This is a genomic window from Methylorubrum podarium, assembly GCF_040270385.1.
Lineage (GTDB): Bacteria > Pseudomonadota > Alphaproteobacteria > Rhizobiales > Beijerinckiaceae > Methylobacterium > Methylobacterium podarium.
The window spans coordinates 12,963-27,407 of sequence record NZ_JBELQE010000125.1 but is presented as its reverse complement, the minus strand read 5'-3'; the positions used below and the strand labels follow the sequence as shown (position 1 = coordinate 27,407).

Below are 14,445 nucleotides of genomic sequence, written 5' to 3'. Positions count from 1 at the left end.
TCGGCGCCGGCCGTCGGGCGCGGGCGGCAGCGCATCGTCCGGGGCGCCTAGTCCGCCGCGGCGCTCGCGGGCGGCGTCAGGCGGTAGAGGATGTAGGGACCGGGTGCGGTGCCCGTCTCCACCGGATCGACGCCCCAGCCGCCGCGGCGCAGATCGTCGGCGAGGGAGGCCCAGAAGCGGTCGGGCGCGTCGTCGAGGATGATCGCGTGGGTCGCCCCGCTGCGTCGGGCGATCGCGTCGAGGGCGCGGAACCGCTCGGCGCCGCCGCTCGGTGCGGTCCAGCGGCGGTGGTCGGCGATGCTGTCGGGCGATTTCAGGCCGACGAGGTCGGTGAGCGGCAGCTCGCTCGCGGCGGCGATCACCCCGGCATCGTGGATCAGCAGGCGCGCCCGCGGCAGGTTCGCCTGCGCCCAGCGCGCGAGGGCCTCGTACTGCACCACCCGCGCCTGCTGCGCGGCGATCGGGCTCGGGGACGCAAGGGCGACCGCGGCCTGGGCCAGGATCAGAAGGCGCAGGAGGCGCGGGCCGTGCGCGGCGCCGAGGCGCATCGCGGCGAACAGGGCGACCGGCAGCAGCGCGTAGGTGTAGCGGTGCCCGTTATGCGCGAGCACCTCCCAGTTGGTCAGCGCGAAGCCGAGGATGAACAGGCCCGCGAACCACCGGAGCGCCGATCCCGGGCCGCCGCCGAGGAAGAGCAGAGCGGCCGCGGCAGGCCCGATCCCGCCCACGATCATCGCGGCGGCGTAGAGGACGCTCGCGGGCAGGCCGTCGGAGGACGAGCCGAAGAAGGCGTGCTTGGCCGCCATCGTCCGCGGCAGCAGGGCTCCGGTCTCGGCGAGGCTCCAGGCCAGCCACGGAGCGGCCGCCGCCAGCACGACCGCCGCATCCGCCGCGACGGCGCGCAGGGCCGCCGTGCGGTTCGGCCCGGCGGCGAGCCGCAGCCGAGCCTGCCGCGCCATCAGGACCAGCGCGAGCAGGCCGAGTTCCGGCCGGAGGAACGGCAGGAGCCCGCAGGCCAGCGCCAGCCGCCGCGAGGGAGGGTCGAGGGCGAGCACCAGCGTCCAGGTCACGGCGGCCATGACGAGGCCGGTCTCCAGACCGTTGAGGAACTGTCCGGCGCCCGAGGCCAGCCCCACGAGGGCCAGCGCGGTGCCCTCCGGCCAGGGGAGGCCGAGCCTCCGCGCCAGCGTCAGCAGCCCGGCGAGGAACAGCACCAGCCCGATGCCGGCGACGAGGTAGGCGGCGGCCCCGCCCGGCAGCACGAGAGCGAAGGCCGTCACCAGAGCGAGGTGGATCAGGCTGCTGGCGCCGACCAGCGCGGGGACGCCGTAATTCGGGTCGCGCCCCTCGATCAGGACGCGGGCGTTGTGCAGCGTGATGTAGGCGTCGTCGAGGGGGAAGATCCAGCCGCCGCGCACCCACCACTGCAGCGCGAGACCCAGGCAGGCGGCGGCGCAGAGCGCGACCCGCAGGTCGGGTGCGGCCCTCACGATCGGCGCGGGCACGGTTGCGGATGAGGCAGGCATCGGGATCGCGCCGTGGGACGCCGCGATCAGAGCATGCCGGCCTTACCCGCCGATGAAGAGCGGCGACGGCCATAGCGCCGACGGGCCCGTGAAAAGCCCGGCCGGGGCGAATTTTCGGTGCGCGCAAGCTTTGCCGTTGGAACGCGTTCGGCGCTTCGTTGTTCCTCTGCGTGTTCCTTATTGGCTTAAGGAGTTCCCTTCCATGTCCCGCATTACGACCCTGACGCTGGCCGGCCTCACCGCGGCGAGCCTGACCGTGACGGCCGTTCCGTCCGCTCAGGCCGCGCCCCTGCCGGCGATGAACGCCGCGCAGGTCGGCGGCGGCAAGACCACCGTCGACACCGTCGGCTGGCGGCGCGGTTACTACGGCGGCTACTACGGCCCCCGCTACGGCTACGGCTACGGGTATCGCCGCCGCAACGTCGGCGGCGCGCTCTTCGCCGGCGCGGCGCTCGGCCTGATCGGCGGCGCGATCGCCGCCAGCGCCGCCCCGCGTTACTACGGCGGCTACGGCTACTACGATTACGGCTATGCCCGCCCCGTCGGCTACTATGGCGGCTATGGCTACGGTTACCCGGCCTATGGCGGTTATTACGGCTACGGTCCGTACGGCTGGTAGTCGATCTTCCTGCGCGTGAGACAAAGCCCCGCCGGCTGGATTCAGTCGGCGGGGCTTTTTCGTGCTATGCGCCGCCGCCATGCCCGGAATTGCACAGGCCGACGCGGTCGAACTCGACCTGACCGGCCTCAAATGCCCCCTCCCCGCGCTCCGAACGCGCAAGGCTCTGCGCGCCCTCGCGCCCGGGGCGTGCCTGGCCGTGACCGCGACCGATCCGCTGGCGGGGATCGACATCCCCAACGTCGTCCGCGAGGAAGGGGCCTCTCTCGAGGCGCAGGAACGGCGCGGCGCGGCCTCGCGCTTCCTGATCCGTCGCGGCGCCGACCGGGCGCCCGAGCCAACCTGATCCCCGACCACGCCCTCCCCAGGAGACGCCATGCCCCCCGAGATCCGCGGCACCCGCACCGTTCACGACGGCTGGGCGAGCTTCCTCGTCGCCGAGGTGACGACGCCCGAGGGCGCCGAGGTGACCCGCGAGATCGAGGATCACGGCGAGGCCGTCTGCGTGCTGCCCTATGATCCCGAGCGCAAGGTCGCGCTGCTGATCCGGCAGTTCCGCGCGGCGCCCTTCTTCACCGCGGGCGTGGCGGATCTGCTCGAAGTGCCAGCGGGCCTGCTCGACGAGGCCGATCCGGAGGAGGGCGTGCGCCGGGAAGCCTTCGAGGAGACCGGCCTGCGGCTGTCGCGCCTGGAGCCCGTCTCCACGGTGTGGAGCCTGCCGGGGATCTCCACCGAGCGGATGCACCTGTTCCTCGCCCCCTACGCGGAGGCCGACCGGGAGGGTCCGGGCGGCGGCCTCGCCGAGGAGCACGAGGCGATCACCGTGACGGAGATGCCGCTCGCGACCCTCGCGGCCATGAGCGAGGCCGGCGAGATCGTCGACATGAAGACGCTGGTGCTCCTGCTCTCTTTGCGCCTGCGCCGCCCCGAACTGTTCGCCTGATCACCCGCTTGCGGGCGGCCCGGCGGAGCCTATCATCCTCTCACGCGGAACGGATTCTTTCCTGACAACGCTCGCCGCGCGGGAGATGCGCCCATGTCGTTCTTCATCGGGATCGCCGGCCCCTGGCTCGTGGTCTCCGCCCTGCTCCTGATGTGGCACCGGCGGGAGGAGCAGCGCCCGGAGCGGACCGTGGAGGTCGAGCAGGGCGGATACCCACCGCGGGCGTGAGGCATCGCGGGCGGCCCCGGCTCGCCGCCTCCCGCGCCATCGCTCCTCCTGCACGGCGCCCCGGCCGCGCCGAACCAACGGCCACGCCACGGGTTGTCGAGGCTCTGCGCCCCGTCGCGGCCCGACGTCACCGGCTTGTCCGGACGGCCGCGGCGGACCCGGCGCGTTCCGTTCGAACCCGACGCGCCGCTTCCTCCGCGGGCCCGTCGAAGCTGGAGTGACGTATGGACATCGCCCTCGACAAGGTCACCGAGATCATCCTGCGGCTGCGGGCGGTCGAGGTGAAGGAAGGTGCGACCGATCCGGATTCGGGCTCCAACCCGACCGATGACGGCTCGATCGACATGCTGGTCGCCGGCACCGACGACGCCACCGAGCAGGAGATCCGCAGCATGATCGCCGGGCTCAACGAGGATGAGCGCGCCGACCTCGGGGCGCTGCTCTATATCGGCCGCGGCGATTACGAGGCGGCGGAATGGGGCACGGCGGTCGCCTTCGCCAAGGAGCGCGAGGCGGCCGGCGACACGGTGATGCGCGAGCTGCTCGGCACGCCGGACGGAGCCTCGTTGCTCGAGGAGGGCCTCGACGCCCTGGGCATCCCCATGGACACGCCCGAGGCGCCGTAGGGCGTCATGGGACGGCCCGGAACAGGCGTTCCGGGCCGATCGCGGACTTCAGGTAAGAACGGTCAGGGTTCGCAGGCCAGCGCCTTCGCGCCGATGGCGACGAACTCCGCCGCCGTCCGCTCTTCGTCGCTGATCCGCGGCGTGCGGGCCACCAGGGTGGCCTCGCGCGCCAGACGGTCGTTGCAGGAGCAGGTCGGCAGCCCCTGTCCCACCGGCGGCGAGCAGGCATCGTGGTGCATGCAGGCCCGGTCGAGGGCGTCGACCGGGGGAAGGCCGGCGCCGCGGCTGCCCGGGCCGCAGTAATTGCCGTGGAAGACCAGCGCGCCCTGCGGCAGTCCGTTGCCGAGGTCGGGCGCGGTCGGCGCCTCGATGTCGGGCGCCTCGACGACCGGCGCGGCGACGGATTGAGCGAAGGCGGCGAGCGGCGCGAGACCGAGCAGGAGGGCCGAGACGCCGGCGACCAGCGGACGTCGCCAGCCGATGGGATGGGTAGGAGTCACCACGGTCAAAGTCTCCGTTTGAAACGCTCCCCTCACAGCTTTTCGTCGCGCGGGTTCATCACCCGCGCGGGAAGGCTGAGCGGTTCAAACGATCTTTCGCGGCCACGGTTCACTCTTTCACGCAAGAAACAAGCCACTCGCCCCGGTTCAGAACCTGTAATTCAGGCCGCCGCGCACGAGCCCGAAGCCCGAATCCGAGCGGCCGGTGCCGTAATAGGCGGGAACGGTCGCGTCGTAGACGGTCGCTCCGGTTCCCTGCTTGCCGAGATCGACGTAGAGCCCTTCGACCCTCACCGAGACGCCCTCCGTCAGGGCGTACTCGATGCCCGCGCCGGCCGCGTAGCCGAGCCGCACCGTGTCCGGCAGGGTGTAAGGATAGGCGGAGGCGTAAGGGGATTTGCTGCCGCCGCCGTAGGCGAGACCGCCGGTGCCGTAGACGAGCCACCGGTCGAAGGCATAGCCGAGCCGGCCGCGCACGGTGCCGAACCAGTCGAGGCTCGGGGCGACGCCGTAATAGGGCGTGGAGCCGATGGTGCCGTCGCCGCGGCGGCCGAACCCGGTGCCCTGAAAGTCCGCCTCTGCGCCGAGCACCCAGCCCGCGTCCGGCGTCAGCTGATAAGCGTAGCCGATCTGGCCGCCGCCGACGAAGCCGCCGCGGCCGCCGCTCCCCGTGACCGTGCCGTAGGTCGCGTCCGTGAAGCTCGAAGATCCGCCGTGGAAGCCGTAGCCGGCATTCGCGCCGACGTAGAAGCCGGTCCAAGTGAAGGCGGGCAGGACGGGCGGCGGAGGCGGTGCGGCGCGCGGCGGCAGGTCGGCGGCGGAGGCGCCGTCGGCGAGAAGGCCGGCGAGGAGAAGGCCGGCGAGAAGAAGGCCGGCAAGGACCGGCAGCGTCGGGCGTCGGATCATCATCGTCTCTCGGTTCGGATTCGGGACTGGGTCGGGGTCACAGCGCGAGCAGCAGCAGGCCGACGACCGCGACGGCCAGGATCAGGCAGAGCGCGAAATCGATGACCGTCTCGCCGCCGCAGGGCTCGGGTTCGGGGTCCTTGCGGCGGGTCCGCGGCGGACGAAGCCGGCGCGCGGCGAGGCCCGCCGTGGGAAAGGCCGTCTCCATGGCGGCCCTCATCGGGCCGTCCCCCGGACGAGCGTGGGCCGTATCGCTTGGCCGCGCGGCGCGGCGCGGCCAGCATCGGAGGCCGCCGAGATCCTGAAGGAGGCAACCCGCTCGGCGGCGAAGGCCCGGATGGCGGGCAATCCGAGCGCTGCCGACAGACAGGCGGCGAGAACGGCGCCTCGGAGCAGCGGCCGAACGGTTCCGGACAGGATCGAACGAGGGCGAGCGGCGAGCAGGAGCGGCCTCTCGCCCGGCACGCTTCGGGGTCTCAGTTCGATCATGGCGGCGCCTTCCGATTGCCTGAACTGCATGTGGGAAAATTGACCACAAAACGGTACGTGTGCAAAAATCCCACGACAAGCGGAAAATCCATCGCCTTGGTGCCAGGGCGCACATCGTGGGATTGTCTCCCACACCACGACCATTAAGCTCGGGCCATGTCTCAGCCGACCGAACCCGCCCCGTCTCCGGACGGCGCCGCGCTGCACGGCCCGGTGGCCCGCCTGCTGCGGCCGCTCGTGCGCCTGCTGGTGCAGCGGGGCATCACCTTCCCGGCCCTGACCAACCTGCTGCGCGAACTCTACGTGAACGTCGCCGAGTACGATTTCGCCCTGCCCGGCAAGGAGCAGACCGACAGCCGGGTCAGCCTGCTGACGGGGATCCACCGCAAGGAGGTGCGCCGCCTGCGCGGGGCGGGCGCGCCGGTGAGCCAGGTGCCCGCGACGGTCTCGCGCACGAGCCGGATCATCGCCCGCTGGGTCGCCGCGCCCGAATTCACCGACGGCCAGGGCCGGCCGCTGCCGCTGCCGCGCTCCGCCGACGACGCGTCGCCCTCCTTCGAGAGCCTCGTAGCGGGCGTGACCAAGGACGTGCGGCCCCGCGCCGTGCTCGACGAGTGGCTCGACCGCGGCCTCGCCATCCTCGACCCGGAGGGCCGGGTGCGCCTGCTGGAGGCGGCCTACCTGCCCAAGGGCGGGGACGAGCCGCAGCTCTACTATTTCGGGCGCAACCTGCACGACCACATCGCGGCCGCCGCGGAGAACGTCGCCGCCCCCTCCCCGCGCTTCTTCGAGCGTGCCGTCCATTACGACGGCCTCTCCGACGCGCTCGCCGCGCGGCTGGAGGAGCGGGCGCGGGAGATCGCGATGGGGGCGCTGAAGCAGGCCAACGCCGAGGCACACGCCGCCTGCGCGGAGGATGCCGGCGGACGCCACCGCTGGAATTTCGGCATCTACATCTACCGGGAGGAGGTGCCCGCCCGCGATCCCGGCACGGTGGCCGGCCCGGATAGCGCGTCGGACGCGGCGGAGGGCCGCGCGCCTTGAGCCGGCTCCCCCCGACCCGCCGCGGGCTGCTGGCGCTGCTCGCCGGCACCGTTCTGTGGCGGCCGCACCCCGCATGGCCGCAGACGGCCGGCGACCCCGCCGGGGACCGCGGCATCGGCGGCACCGGCGCGCGTCCCCCGGAGGAGGAGGCGCCCGGCGGCGACCGCGGCATCGGCGGAACGGGGGTGATCGGCACGATCCGCCGGTTCGGCTCGATCGTCGTCAACGACCTGCGCATCACCTATCCGCCGGACGTGCGCGTGCGCATCGACGGCGCGCCCGCGCGCGTCGCCGATCTCAAGCTCGGCCAGGTCGTGCGCGTGGTGGCGCGGGGCCCCGAGGGCGGCCTCTCGACCCGCGCCATCGACGTGACGAGCGAGGTGGTCGGCCCCGTCGAGGCCGTGGCCAGGGGCCGGCTGACGGTGCTCGGCCAGAGCGTCGCCACGGCCGGCCTGAAACACCCGAAAAAACTCGCGGTCGGCGAGCGCGTGGCGGTGAGCGGCCTGCGCCGGGCCGACGGCACCATCGTCGCGAGCCTGATCGAGCGGCGCGCCGAGGGGAGCGCCCGCGTCGCCGGGCCGGTCCGGCGCGGCGCCGACGGCGTGCCGCGCATCGGCGGCTTGCGGCTCGCGGATCTTCGGCCGGACTTGGTCGGGCAGCGGGCGCTGGTCGAGGGCGAGGCCGGCCCGGCGGGGCTGACGGTGGTGTCGGCCCGGAACGTCAGCCGACCGTTCCCGGCGGGGCTCGCCCGCGCCTCGATCGAAGCCTACCTCGCGCCGGGCGGCGGCGGCTTGCGGCTCGGCTCCGGCCTCGCCGTCTCGGGCCGGATCGCGCCCTCGGCGCTCCCCGGATCGGGGCGCCCCGCCGTGATCGAGACCGGCATCGGCCGGGATGGACGGATGACGGTGGAGTCGGTGCGCAGCGACGCCCCGGGCCGGAACGGGCCGAGTCTCAACGGGCAGAATCCCGGCGGGCAGAGTCCCGGAAGGCAGAGTCCCGGTGGACAGGGACCCGGCAACTTTGGCGGTCGGGGACAGGGCGGGCCGGGACGGCCCGGAGCGGGAGGCGAGGCGCCGTTCTCCCGCCCCGGAGGCGGAGCCGGCGGCGTCGAACCGAATCCGCGCGGCGGGACGGGAGGAAACGCGATGCCCGGCGGCTATCCGATCGACACGCGCCCCGCCCCGGGCAGTGGGTCGAATCCGGGGGGCAGCTTCGGCGGTCCGGGTGGTGCCTTCGGCGCCCCCTCCGGCGGATTGGGCCGACCCGGCGGCGGCGGACCGGGCGGGTTCGGGGGCGGCGCCGGTCCCGGCGGTTTGGGCGGCGGGGGAGGCCCCGGCGGCTTCGGCGGCGGCGGGCGCCGCTAGGCGCGGCCGTGGCCCGCCGTCAGCGGCTGCGCAGGATCAGCCGGTCGCCGCGCACCTCGTAGGAGGGCAGCCGGTCGAGGAAGCTTTGCCCGAGCAGGTTGGTGGTCAGCACGCCCGGGCGGCTCACCATCGCGTTGACGTTGCGCTCGGTGATCGGCCCGACCGTGATCGAGTCGAGCCGGATCGGCGCCGTCAGCGCGGTGCCGTTGGCGGTGGAGACCCGCTGGGTGAAGGCGCTCTCGGGCGGACGGATGCCGAGACGCTCGGCGGTGGTGGCGGTGAGCACGACGCTGCTCGCCCCCGTGTCGAAGACGAAGCGCTCCTCGGCGGCGCCGTTCACCTCCGCCAGAACGGCGAAGTCGCCGTCCGAGCGGCGGGTGATCGTCACCGCGCCGCCGGGGCCGACCACGGCGGTACCCGGGCGCAGCGCCCCGACGACGTTGGCGCCGACCCGCTGCGCGTCGTCGCGATAGGTGTAGCCGATGACGATCGCCGCGCCGATGGCGAGCCAGATCAGGATCGAGCCCACGGTCTTGCCCGGCATGGCGAGCGCCTGCCGCCAGCGGCCGGCCGTGAGGAGGAGCAGCAGCGCGGTCATCGAGACGAGGCCGGCGAGCTGATCGGAATCGAGCCCCATCACCGGGCCGCCGTCGTGGTTGGCGACCAGGACGACGAGACCGATCCCGAGGATGGCGAGGCCGAGCCACATCATCACGCCCGCACCTCCCGCTCCGGATAGGCCCGGCGCAGCCGCTCCGGCAGCAGCGCCATGAGCGCCAGCCGCTGCGGCTCGGAGAGCGAGCCCCACAGCCCGATCTCCTCGCGCGTACGGCCGCAGCCCTCGCACAGGCCCGTCACGCCATCGAGCACGCAGACCTTGGTGCAGGGTGAGGAGGGCTTTTTCGGGGGAGTCGTCATCGTCCGTGCAGATGGGGCGGAGCGGGGCCGTGAATCAAGGGTCCTGCCGGACTGCTACCCCTCCCGCGGGTCGTCGGACGGGCTGCGCTTCAACCATCGGATCGGGTGGACGAGGATGCGTTTTCCCACGTCCCCCTCCCAGCGGGTGCGCAGGCCCTGCGCCTCCACGGCCGCCACGATCTCGGCGGCGATGGCGGCCATGGTCTCGTCGCGCTCGTCGAAGGCGCCGAAGGCGAGGTACAGCCCCTGGTCGGCGAGGACGCTCTCGACATCCTGCCCGTGGTAGAAGACGAACCCGCGCGACGCGCGCCCGCGCTCCCGGCGCTGGTGGCAGACCTCGGCCGCGTCCGAGATTCCGTCCGAGCGGGTGTAGCCGGCGCAGTGCAGCGCGATGATCCCGCCGGCATCGAGCGCGTCGAAGGCGATGGCGAGGCGGTCGAAATCCGTCTCCAGCGGCCACGTCGCCTCCTCTTCCCGCTTGCGCGCGAAGGCGCGGGCCACCTCCGCCTCGACCCAGCGGCGGTCGTCGGGATCGATCGCGTCCGGCGTCAGGTACTCGTCGAGGATCGTCTCGAGCGTCGAGGCTTCGGTCTCGAAGCCGCCGCGCGCCAGGATCGCGATCCGCTCGGCGGTGTCGACCCGGTCGATCGTTTCCGCAGGCGAATCGGAGGCCGTCCGGACCGGCGCCTTTGCCGCTCGGCCCCGGAAGAGGCGGCGGAGGATGCTCAGCATGCGGAACCTCTCCTGAGGGGACGTCTATGGTTCGACCGAGCGGGCATCCGCCAGGAGCGCGTCCCAATCGTCGGGCGGATCGCCCTCGTCCAGTCGCCGCGCGAACACCGCATAGAGGTCGGTGCGGGCGCCCGCCTTGCGCAGGGTGGTCTCGTCGTTGACCCAGGCATAGACGATGATGCGGCTCGCGCTGTCGAAACGGAAGAACAGGCGGAAGCGCTGAAGAAACTTGGCGCGGCGCCAGTGCCGATGGGCCGGCCCGAGGGTGTTGCCGAGCGCGTAGACCGGCGCATTCGGATCACGCGGGATCTCGTCGACGACGAGGCTGCGGATCCGCGCGAGGAGCTTCGCTTTCGGATGCGCGCGGTAGCCGTCGGGGTCGGCGGCGGCGAGACGCGCGACCTCCTCGGTGAGGGGGTCGATGCTCTGCCGGAAGGCGTTCGCTCGAAAGAGCTTCCAGCCATTGCGCTCCGCGAAGGGAGGGGCGTCCGTCACAGGGTGACGTCGTCCGGCAGGACCTCGTCATCGGAAACGCTCACGCCGTCCGTCAGCGACGCGAGCCGCGCGAGGTCGGACTCGGTGAAGGGGTGCAGCCGCTCGGGATGGGCGGCCATGTCCCGTTCGAGGAAGGCGAGGTAGGCCGCGACCACGGGATCCTGTCCGGCCGCCGCCTCCGGCACCGGCTCGTCGGGATCGAGGGTGACGAGCATCGTTCCCGGTCCGAGGACGTGCGCGCGGATCTTCGCCTTCTGCCGGAACTCCGGGTGGGCTTTGAACAGCGCCTTGTCGAGCCGAAGCGCCTCGGACCGCCCCGTCGTCGTGATCGAGCCCTTGAAACTCGACTGCGGCATCGCTTCGATCCTCTCCGCCAATGATACGTGCGAAGATACGTACCACGAATGTCGAAGACAAGCCGAACGCCGCTCGAAGCAGAGAGCTAAGCCGTCGCCGCCACCAGCGCCAGCAGCACCGCGATCTCGCCGACCTGCTGGCAGGCGCCGATCACGTCGCCGGTCTGGCCGCCGATCTTCCGCTCGGCAAGGGCGCTCAGGCAGAAGGCGGCGAGCGGCGCCAGGATCAGCGCCAGGACGAGGCCGAGCAGCGGCAGGCCCAGGAGGGCGGCGACGCCCGCGAGGATCAGGCAGATCAGCCCCGCGATGCCGAGCGTCGCGCGGGTCGGCCGGCCGACGGCGGCGCCCGCGCCGCCGGGACGGGCGGGGTCGAGGATCGCGAGCGGGACCAGCGCGACGGTGCGCGACAGGGCGGCGGCGAAGAGGAGCGCGACGGCCGCGAGCGGGCCGGAGCGGTCGAGCAGGGTCGCGAGCATCGCCGCCCGCAGCGCCAATCCGAGGAACAGAGCGGTGCCGCCATAGGCGCCGATGCGGCTGTCGCGCATGATTTCCAGGGTCCGCTCGCGGCTATGGCCGCCGCCGAACCCGTCGGCGACGTCGGCCAGACCGTCCTCGTGCATGGCGCCCGTGATCAGCGCGAGGGCGACGAGCGCCAGGGCGGCGGCCACGAACGGACCGAGCCGGATCTCCCAGGCGAGCACCAGAACCAGGGCGGCAGGCCCCGCGATCAGCAGCCCGGCCAGCGGGAGCATCCGCGGCACGGTGCGGAAATCCGGTGCGGCATAGGGCGCCGGCTCGTCGGGCAAGGGCGGGATCGGCAGGCGGGTGAAGAAGCGGAGGCAGGCGGCGAGGTCGTAGACCCATTCCGCCCCGGGAAAGGGCGGGCCGAGATCGCGGCCGCTGCGCTCGATCATTCCGTCCCCCTCCGTCCGGCCGCCTGGACCCGCAGGCCCCTCCGCTTCTATAGCCCCGGGAGCCTCCTGCCTGCTACGCGGCGCCGCCTTCTATCCGGTGGCAATCCCCGCGCCGATCGGGCGACCTCCTTTCGCGGGTGTCCCCGCCTCCGACGCGCAAGAGCCCCCTGCATGACCTCCGATTCGACCGCCGCCGCCTCGCCCTTCGCCGATATCCGCCGCCTGCTCACGGAGATGCCCGGCCCCGACGGGGACGCGCTCGCCGCGATCCGGGCGCGGGACGCCCAGCTCACCAAGCCGCCAGGGGCGCTCGGCCGGCTCGAAGAGTTCGTCGAGTGGCTCGGCGCGTGGCAGGGCAAGGCCAGGCCGACCCTCGACCGGCCGATGGTCTGCGTCTTCGCCGGGAGCCACGGCGTGGTGGCGCGCGGCGTCTCGGCCTTCCCGGCCGCGGTCAACCGGCAGATGCTGGACAACTTCGCCGCCGGGGGGGCGGCGATCAACCAGCTCTGCGCCGCCTACGGCCTCGGCTTCCGGGTGTTCGACCTGGCCGTGGACCTGCCGACCGGCGACATCTGCTCCGGGCCGGCGCTGGACGAGAAGGGGTGCGTCGCCACCATGGCCTTCGGCATGGAGGCGGTGGCGGCGGGCACCGATTGCCTCGCGGTGGGCGAGATGGGCATCGGCAACACCACGGTCGCGGCGGCGATCTACGCCGCGCTCTACGGCGGCGAGGCCGAGCACTGGGTCGGGCGCGGCACCGGGCTCGACGCGGCCGGCCTCGCCCGCAAGGCCGAAGCGGTGCGGCTGGCGCTCGACACCCACAGGGATCATCTCGGCGATCCGCTGGCGGTGCTCGCGCGCCTCGGCGGCCGGGAGATCGCGGCCATGGCCGGCGCCATCCTCGCGGCGCGGCTGCAGCGGGTACCGGTGGTGCTCGACGGCTACGTCGCGACCGCCGCCGCGGCCGTTCTGCACGCCGCCGACGCGCACGCCCTCGACCATTGCCTCGCCGGCCACCGCTCGGCCGAAGGCGCCCATGGCGAGGTGCTGGAACGGCTCGGCCTCACCCCCGTGCTGTCGCTCGACATGCGGCTGGGCGAAGCTTCGGGCGCGGCCCTGGCGCTCGGCCTCCTGAAGGGCGCGCTCGCCTGCCACCGCGACATGGCGACGTTCGAGCAGGCGGGGGTCTCGGGCAAGAGCGCGGGCTGACGCGCCGGTCAGGCCGCCCGCGCGCGCCGGGACGAGGCCGGCTCCGTCGGGGTCGGTGCGGCGCCGAGATTCACGGCGGCCAGGGTGTCCATGCCGCGGCTCGCGGGGAAGGTGACGATCACCTCGGTGCCCTCGCGCGGCTTCGACTTGAGCTGGAAGCCGCCGCCGTGGAGGTCGATCAGGCCCTTCACGATCGGGAGCCCCAGGCCCGAGCCCTGCTCGGCGGTCTTGATCGCCAGCGAGCCGCGTCCGAACGAGGACATCACCGTGCCGAGCTCGTCCTCGGGGATGCCGGGCCCGGAATCCTTGACGCTGACATATTGCCCCCCCGACGAGGTCCAGCCGACCTTGATCGTGATCTCGCCGCCCGGCGGCGTGAACTTCACCGCGTTCGAGAGCAGGTTGAGCACGATCTGGCGCAGCGCCCGCTCGTCCGCCCAGAGCCGCGGCAGGGAATCGTCGATGAGGCTCGTGAAGGTCTGGCCCTTGCTGCGGGCGCGCAGGGTCATCATGTGGCGGCATTCCTCGACCGTGTGGGCGAGCTGCACCGCCTCCTCGCTCAGGTCGTAGCGCCCGGCTTCGATGCGCGAGAGGTCGAGGATCTCGTTGATGAGGTTCAGCAGGTGCATCCCGCTGTCGTGGATGTCGGTGGCGTATTCCCGGTAGGCCGGGGCGGCGTGGGCGCCGAACACCTCGTTCTTCATCACCTCCGAGAAGCCGAGGATGGCGTTCAAGGGCGTGCGCAGCTCGTGGCTCATGGTGGCGAGGAAACGGGACTTGGCGAGGTTCGCCTCCTCCGCCCGCCGCCGGGCCTCGTCGGAATTGGCCTTGGCCTGTTCGAGTTCGGCGAAGATCGCGTCCTTTTCCGCCCGCGATTGCAGGGTGCCGACGGCGGAGGCGTAGAGGCGCCGCGCCAGGCCGGCGAAGAAGAGCTGGCTCGCCACCGTCATCGCGACGAGGAGCATCGTGTCCATGTCGCGGGAGAACAGGAGCAGCGACAGGGCCGCCAGCATCAGCGGCAGCAGGCCGGACAGGGCGGCGACGGGCACGGTCGCGGCGAGCATCGTCGTCACCGCCGCGACGATGACGAGGCCGAACAGCGCGAGGGTGCGGGAATCGGGGACGCCGACGAGCAGCAGCATCGCCCAGGCGAGGCTCTGGCCGAACTCGGCGGCGATGAAGAGGCGTCCCCAGCGCCGGAGCGGCAGGGTTCCCGGCTCCTGCCGCAGGAAGCGGCGGCTCAGGAGCAGCATCAGCGCGGTGGCGGCGAGCGCCCCGGCCGTCCAGAACGCCGCCGTCACGGCCGGCACCCAGATCGTGGAGGCACCCGCCACCACCAGCGCCAGGACGAGGAGCGGGATGCCCGCGCCGAGCCGGTACTGCGCGTAGAGGCGCAGCAACTCGTAGTCGAAGGCCCGCTCCAGGCCGCTCGTGGAGGTCAGCCGCTCCCGGGCCGAGCGCATGTCGCGCGCGATGCCGCGGCGCTTGGCCACCTCCTGCGAGGAGGGACCGCGCCCGCGCTGAACCATCTCCGCTGTGAGGTCGGCCATAACCGTCGAGATCGCCAATCGGGAGC

Annotated in this window: 19 protein-coding genes; 8 read left to right on the top strand and 11 right to left on the bottom strand. The window is 72.9% G+C overall.

All coding sequences use genetic code 11. From position 1 onward, the window contains the following. Positions 1-47: 47 nt before the first annotated feature. Positions 48-1,490, bottom strand: coding sequence for a hypothetical protein (locus ABS772_RS23900; RefSeq protein WP_350397184.1), 1,443 nt, complete (start codon positions 1,488-1,490; stop codon positions 48-50). A 238-nt stretch (positions 1,491-1,728) separates the two neighbouring features. On the opposite strand from ABS772_RS23900, the gene ABS772_RS23895 reads away from it, so the two are divergent. The 5 genes from ABS772_RS23895 (at position 1,729) to ABS772_RS23875 (ending at position 3,942) form a co-directional block, all read left to right on the top strand. Continuing rightward, complete coding sequence (locus ABS772_RS23895) at positions 1,729-2,145, top strand: hypothetical protein (RefSeq protein ID WP_350397183.1); 417 nt, start codon at positions 1,729-1,731, stop codon at positions 2,143-2,145. Positions 2,146-2,224: 79 nt separating this feature from the next. Continuing rightward, complete coding sequence (locus tag ABS772_RS23890; RefSeq protein ID WP_350397182.1) at positions 2,225-2,491, top strand: sulfurtransferase TusA family protein; 267 nt, start codon at positions 2,225-2,227, stop codon at positions 2,489-2,491. Between the two features lie 30 nt (positions 2,492-2,521). Continuing rightward, a complete protein-coding gene (locus ABS772_RS23885; RefSeq protein ID WP_350397181.1) occupies positions 2,522-3,088 on the top strand; it encodes an NUDIX hydrolase in 567 nt (188 codons plus the stop codon). 93 nt (positions 3,089-3,181) lie between these two features. Beyond that, the gene (locus tag ABS772_RS23880) at positions 3,182-3,316 is read left to right on the top strand and encodes a hypothetical protein (protein ID WP_350397180.1); all 135 of its coding nucleotides are present in this window, start codon (positions 3,182-3,184) and stop codon (positions 3,314-3,316) included. A 224-nt stretch (positions 3,317-3,540) separates the two neighbouring features. Next, positions 3,541-3,942 carry a DUF3775 domain-containing protein gene (locus ABS772_RS23875; RefSeq protein ID WP_350397179.1) on the top strand — a complete coding sequence of 134 codons (402 nt, stop codon included), beginning with the start codon at positions 3,541-3,543 and terminating at the stop codon, positions 3,940-3,942. Between the two features lie 62 nt (positions 3,943-4,004). Here ABS772_RS23875 and ABS772_RS23870 read toward each other — a convergent pair whose 3' ends face one another. The 3 genes from ABS772_RS23870 to ABS772_RS23860 form a co-directional block, all read right to left on the bottom strand. Further along, on the bottom strand, positions 4,005-4,445 hold the full coding sequence (locus ABS772_RS23870) for a hypothetical protein (RefSeq protein WP_350397178.1): 441 nt from the start codon (positions 4,443-4,445) through the stop codon (positions 4,005-4,007). Positions 4,446-4,589: 144 nt separating this feature from the next. After that, positions 4,590-5,348 (bottom strand): outer membrane protein, encoded by a 759-nt coding sequence (locus tag ABS772_RS23865; protein WP_350397200.1) that lies wholly within the window; start codon positions 5,346-5,348, stop codon positions 4,590-4,592. A 37-nt stretch (positions 5,349-5,385) separates the two neighbouring features. Then, positions 5,386-5,568, bottom strand: coding sequence for a hypothetical protein (locus tag ABS772_RS23860; protein ID WP_350397177.1), 183 nt, complete (start codon positions 5,566-5,568; stop codon positions 5,386-5,388). A gap of 425 nt (positions 5,569-5,993) precedes the next feature. Here ABS772_RS23860 and ABS772_RS23855 point away from each other — a divergent pair, with 425 nt between their 5' ends. Together ABS772_RS23855 and ABS772_RS23850 are read left to right on the top strand one after the other, a co-directional pair. Next, positions 5,994-6,881, top strand: a complete 888-nt coding sequence (locus ABS772_RS23855; protein ID WP_350397176.1) for a DUF6502 family protein — start codon at positions 5,994-5,996, stop codon at positions 6,879-6,881. Next, positions 6,878-8,245: a DUF5666 domain-containing protein gene (locus ABS772_RS23850; protein WP_350397175.1), complete on the top strand. Its 1,368-nt coding sequence runs from the start codon at positions 6,878-6,880 to the stop codon at positions 8,243-8,245. The genes ABS772_RS23855 and ABS772_RS23850 overlap by 4 nt, the downstream gene beginning before the upstream one ends. 19 nt (positions 8,246-8,264) lie before the next feature. Here the strand turns inward: ABS772_RS23850 and ABS772_RS23845 are convergent, their stop codons facing one another. From ABS772_RS23845 to cobS, 6 genes are all read right to left on the bottom strand, one after another. After that, entirely contained in the window at positions 8,265-8,957 is a 693-nt protein-coding gene (locus tag ABS772_RS23845; protein WP_350397199.1) for a retropepsin-like aspartic protease family protein, read from the bottom strand. Next, positions 8,957-9,163 (bottom strand): DUF1289 domain-containing protein, encoded by a 207-nt coding sequence (locus ABS772_RS23840; RefSeq protein ID WP_350397174.1) that lies wholly within the window; start codon positions 9,161-9,163, stop codon positions 8,957-8,959. Before ABS772_RS23840 ends, ABS772_RS23845 begins: the two co-directional genes overlap by 1 nt. Positions 9,164-9,217: 54 nt before the next feature. Continuing rightward, positions 9,218-9,895 (bottom strand): DUF6891 domain-containing protein, encoded by a 678-nt coding sequence (locus tag ABS772_RS23835; protein ID WP_350397173.1) that lies wholly within the window; start codon positions 9,893-9,895, stop codon positions 9,218-9,220. A 24-nt stretch (positions 9,896-9,919) separates the two neighbouring features. Next, complete coding sequence (locus ABS772_RS23830; RefSeq protein WP_350397172.1) at positions 9,920-10,390, bottom strand: type II toxin-antitoxin system YhaV family toxin; 471 nt, start codon at positions 10,388-10,390, stop codon at positions 9,920-9,922. Next, positions 10,387-10,746 (bottom strand): type II toxin-antitoxin system PrlF family antitoxin, encoded by a 360-nt coding sequence (locus ABS772_RS23825; RefSeq protein ID WP_350397171.1) that lies wholly within the window; start codon positions 10,744-10,746, stop codon positions 10,387-10,389. The genes ABS772_RS23830 and ABS772_RS23825 overlap by 4 nt, the downstream gene beginning before the upstream one ends. Positions 10,747-10,832: 86 nt before the next feature. Continuing rightward, complete coding sequence (gene cobS, locus ABS772_RS23820) at positions 10,833-11,660, bottom strand: adenosylcobinamide-GDP ribazoletransferase (protein WP_350397170.1); 828 nt, start codon at positions 11,658-11,660, stop codon at positions 10,833-10,835. Between the two features lie 171 nt (positions 11,661-11,831). On the opposite strand from cobS, the gene cobT reads away from it, so the two are divergent. Beyond that, positions 11,832-12,869, top strand: coding sequence for a nicotinate-nucleotide--dimethylbenzimidazole phosphoribosyltransferase (cobT, locus tag ABS772_RS23815; RefSeq protein WP_350397168.1), 1,038 nt, complete (start codon positions 11,832-11,834; stop codon positions 12,867-12,869). An 8-nt stretch (positions 12,870-12,877) separates the two neighbouring features. Here cobT and ABS772_RS23810 read toward each other — a convergent pair whose 3' ends face one another. Continuing rightward, positions 12,878-14,419: a sensor histidine kinase gene (locus ABS772_RS23810; protein WP_350397166.1), complete on the bottom strand. Its 1,542-nt coding sequence runs from the start codon at positions 14,417-14,419 to the stop codon at positions 12,878-12,880. Between the last annotated feature and the right edge of the window lie 26 nt (positions 14,420-14,445).

Bases quoted from the DNA above. Each gene is read 5' to 3' on its own strand.
- ABS772_RS23810 (WP_350397166.1), bottom strand. From the start codon at position 14,419: ATGGCCGACCTCACAGCGGAGATGGTTCAGCGCGGGCGCGGTCCCTCC.
- ABS772_RS23865 (WP_350397200.1), bottom strand. From the start codon at position 5,348: ATGATCCGACGCCCGACGCTGCCGGTCCTTGCCGGCCTTCTTCTCGCC.
- ABS772_RS23890 (WP_350397182.1), top strand. From the start codon at position 2,225: ATGCCCGGAATTGCACAGGCCGACGCGGTCGAACTCGACCTGACCGGC.
- ABS772_RS23880 (WP_350397180.1), top strand. From the start codon at position 3,182: ATGTCGTTCTTCATCGGGATCGCCGGCCCCTGGCTCGTGGTCTCCGCC.
- ABS772_RS23825 (WP_350397171.1), bottom strand. From the start codon at position 10,746: ATGCCGCAGTCGAGTTTCAAGGGCTCGATCACGACGACGGGGCGGTCC.
- ABS772_RS23840 (WP_350397174.1), bottom strand. From the start codon at position 9,163: ATGACGACTCCCCCGAAAAAGCCCTCCTCACCCTGCACCAAGGTCTGC.
- ABS772_RS23885 (WP_350397181.1), top strand. From the start codon at position 2,522: ATGCCCCCCGAGATCCGCGGCACCCGCACCGTTCACGACGGCTGGGCG.
- ABS772_RS23835 (WP_350397173.1), bottom strand. From the start codon at position 9,895: ATGCTGAGCATCCTCCGCCGCCTCTTCCGGGGCCGAGCGGCAAAGGCG.
- ABS772_RS23875 (WP_350397179.1), top strand. From the start codon at position 3,541: ATGGACATCGCCCTCGACAAGGTCACCGAGATCATCCTGCGGCTGCGG.
- ABS772_RS23895 (WP_350397183.1), top strand. From the start codon at position 1,729: ATGTCCCGCATTACGACCCTGACGCTGGCCGGCCTCACCGCGGCGAGC.
- ABS772_RS23860 (WP_350397177.1), bottom strand. From the start codon at position 5,568: ATGAGGGCCGCCATGGAGACGGCCTTTCCCACGGCGGGCCTCGCCGCG.
- cobT (WP_350397168.1), top strand. From the start codon at position 11,832: ATGACCTCCGATTCGACCGCCGCCGCCTCGCCCTTCGCCGATATCCGC.
- ABS772_RS23845 (WP_350397199.1), bottom strand. From the start codon at position 8,957: ATGATGTGGCTCGGCCTCGCCATCCTCGGGATCGGTCTCGTCGTCCTG.
- ABS772_RS23855 (WP_350397176.1), top strand. From the start codon at position 5,994: ATGTCTCAGCCGACCGAACCCGCCCCGTCTCCGGACGGCGCCGCGCTG.
- cobS (WP_350397170.1), bottom strand. From the start codon at position 11,660: ATGATCGAGCGCAGCGGCCGCGATCTCGGCCCGCCCTTTCCCGGGGCG.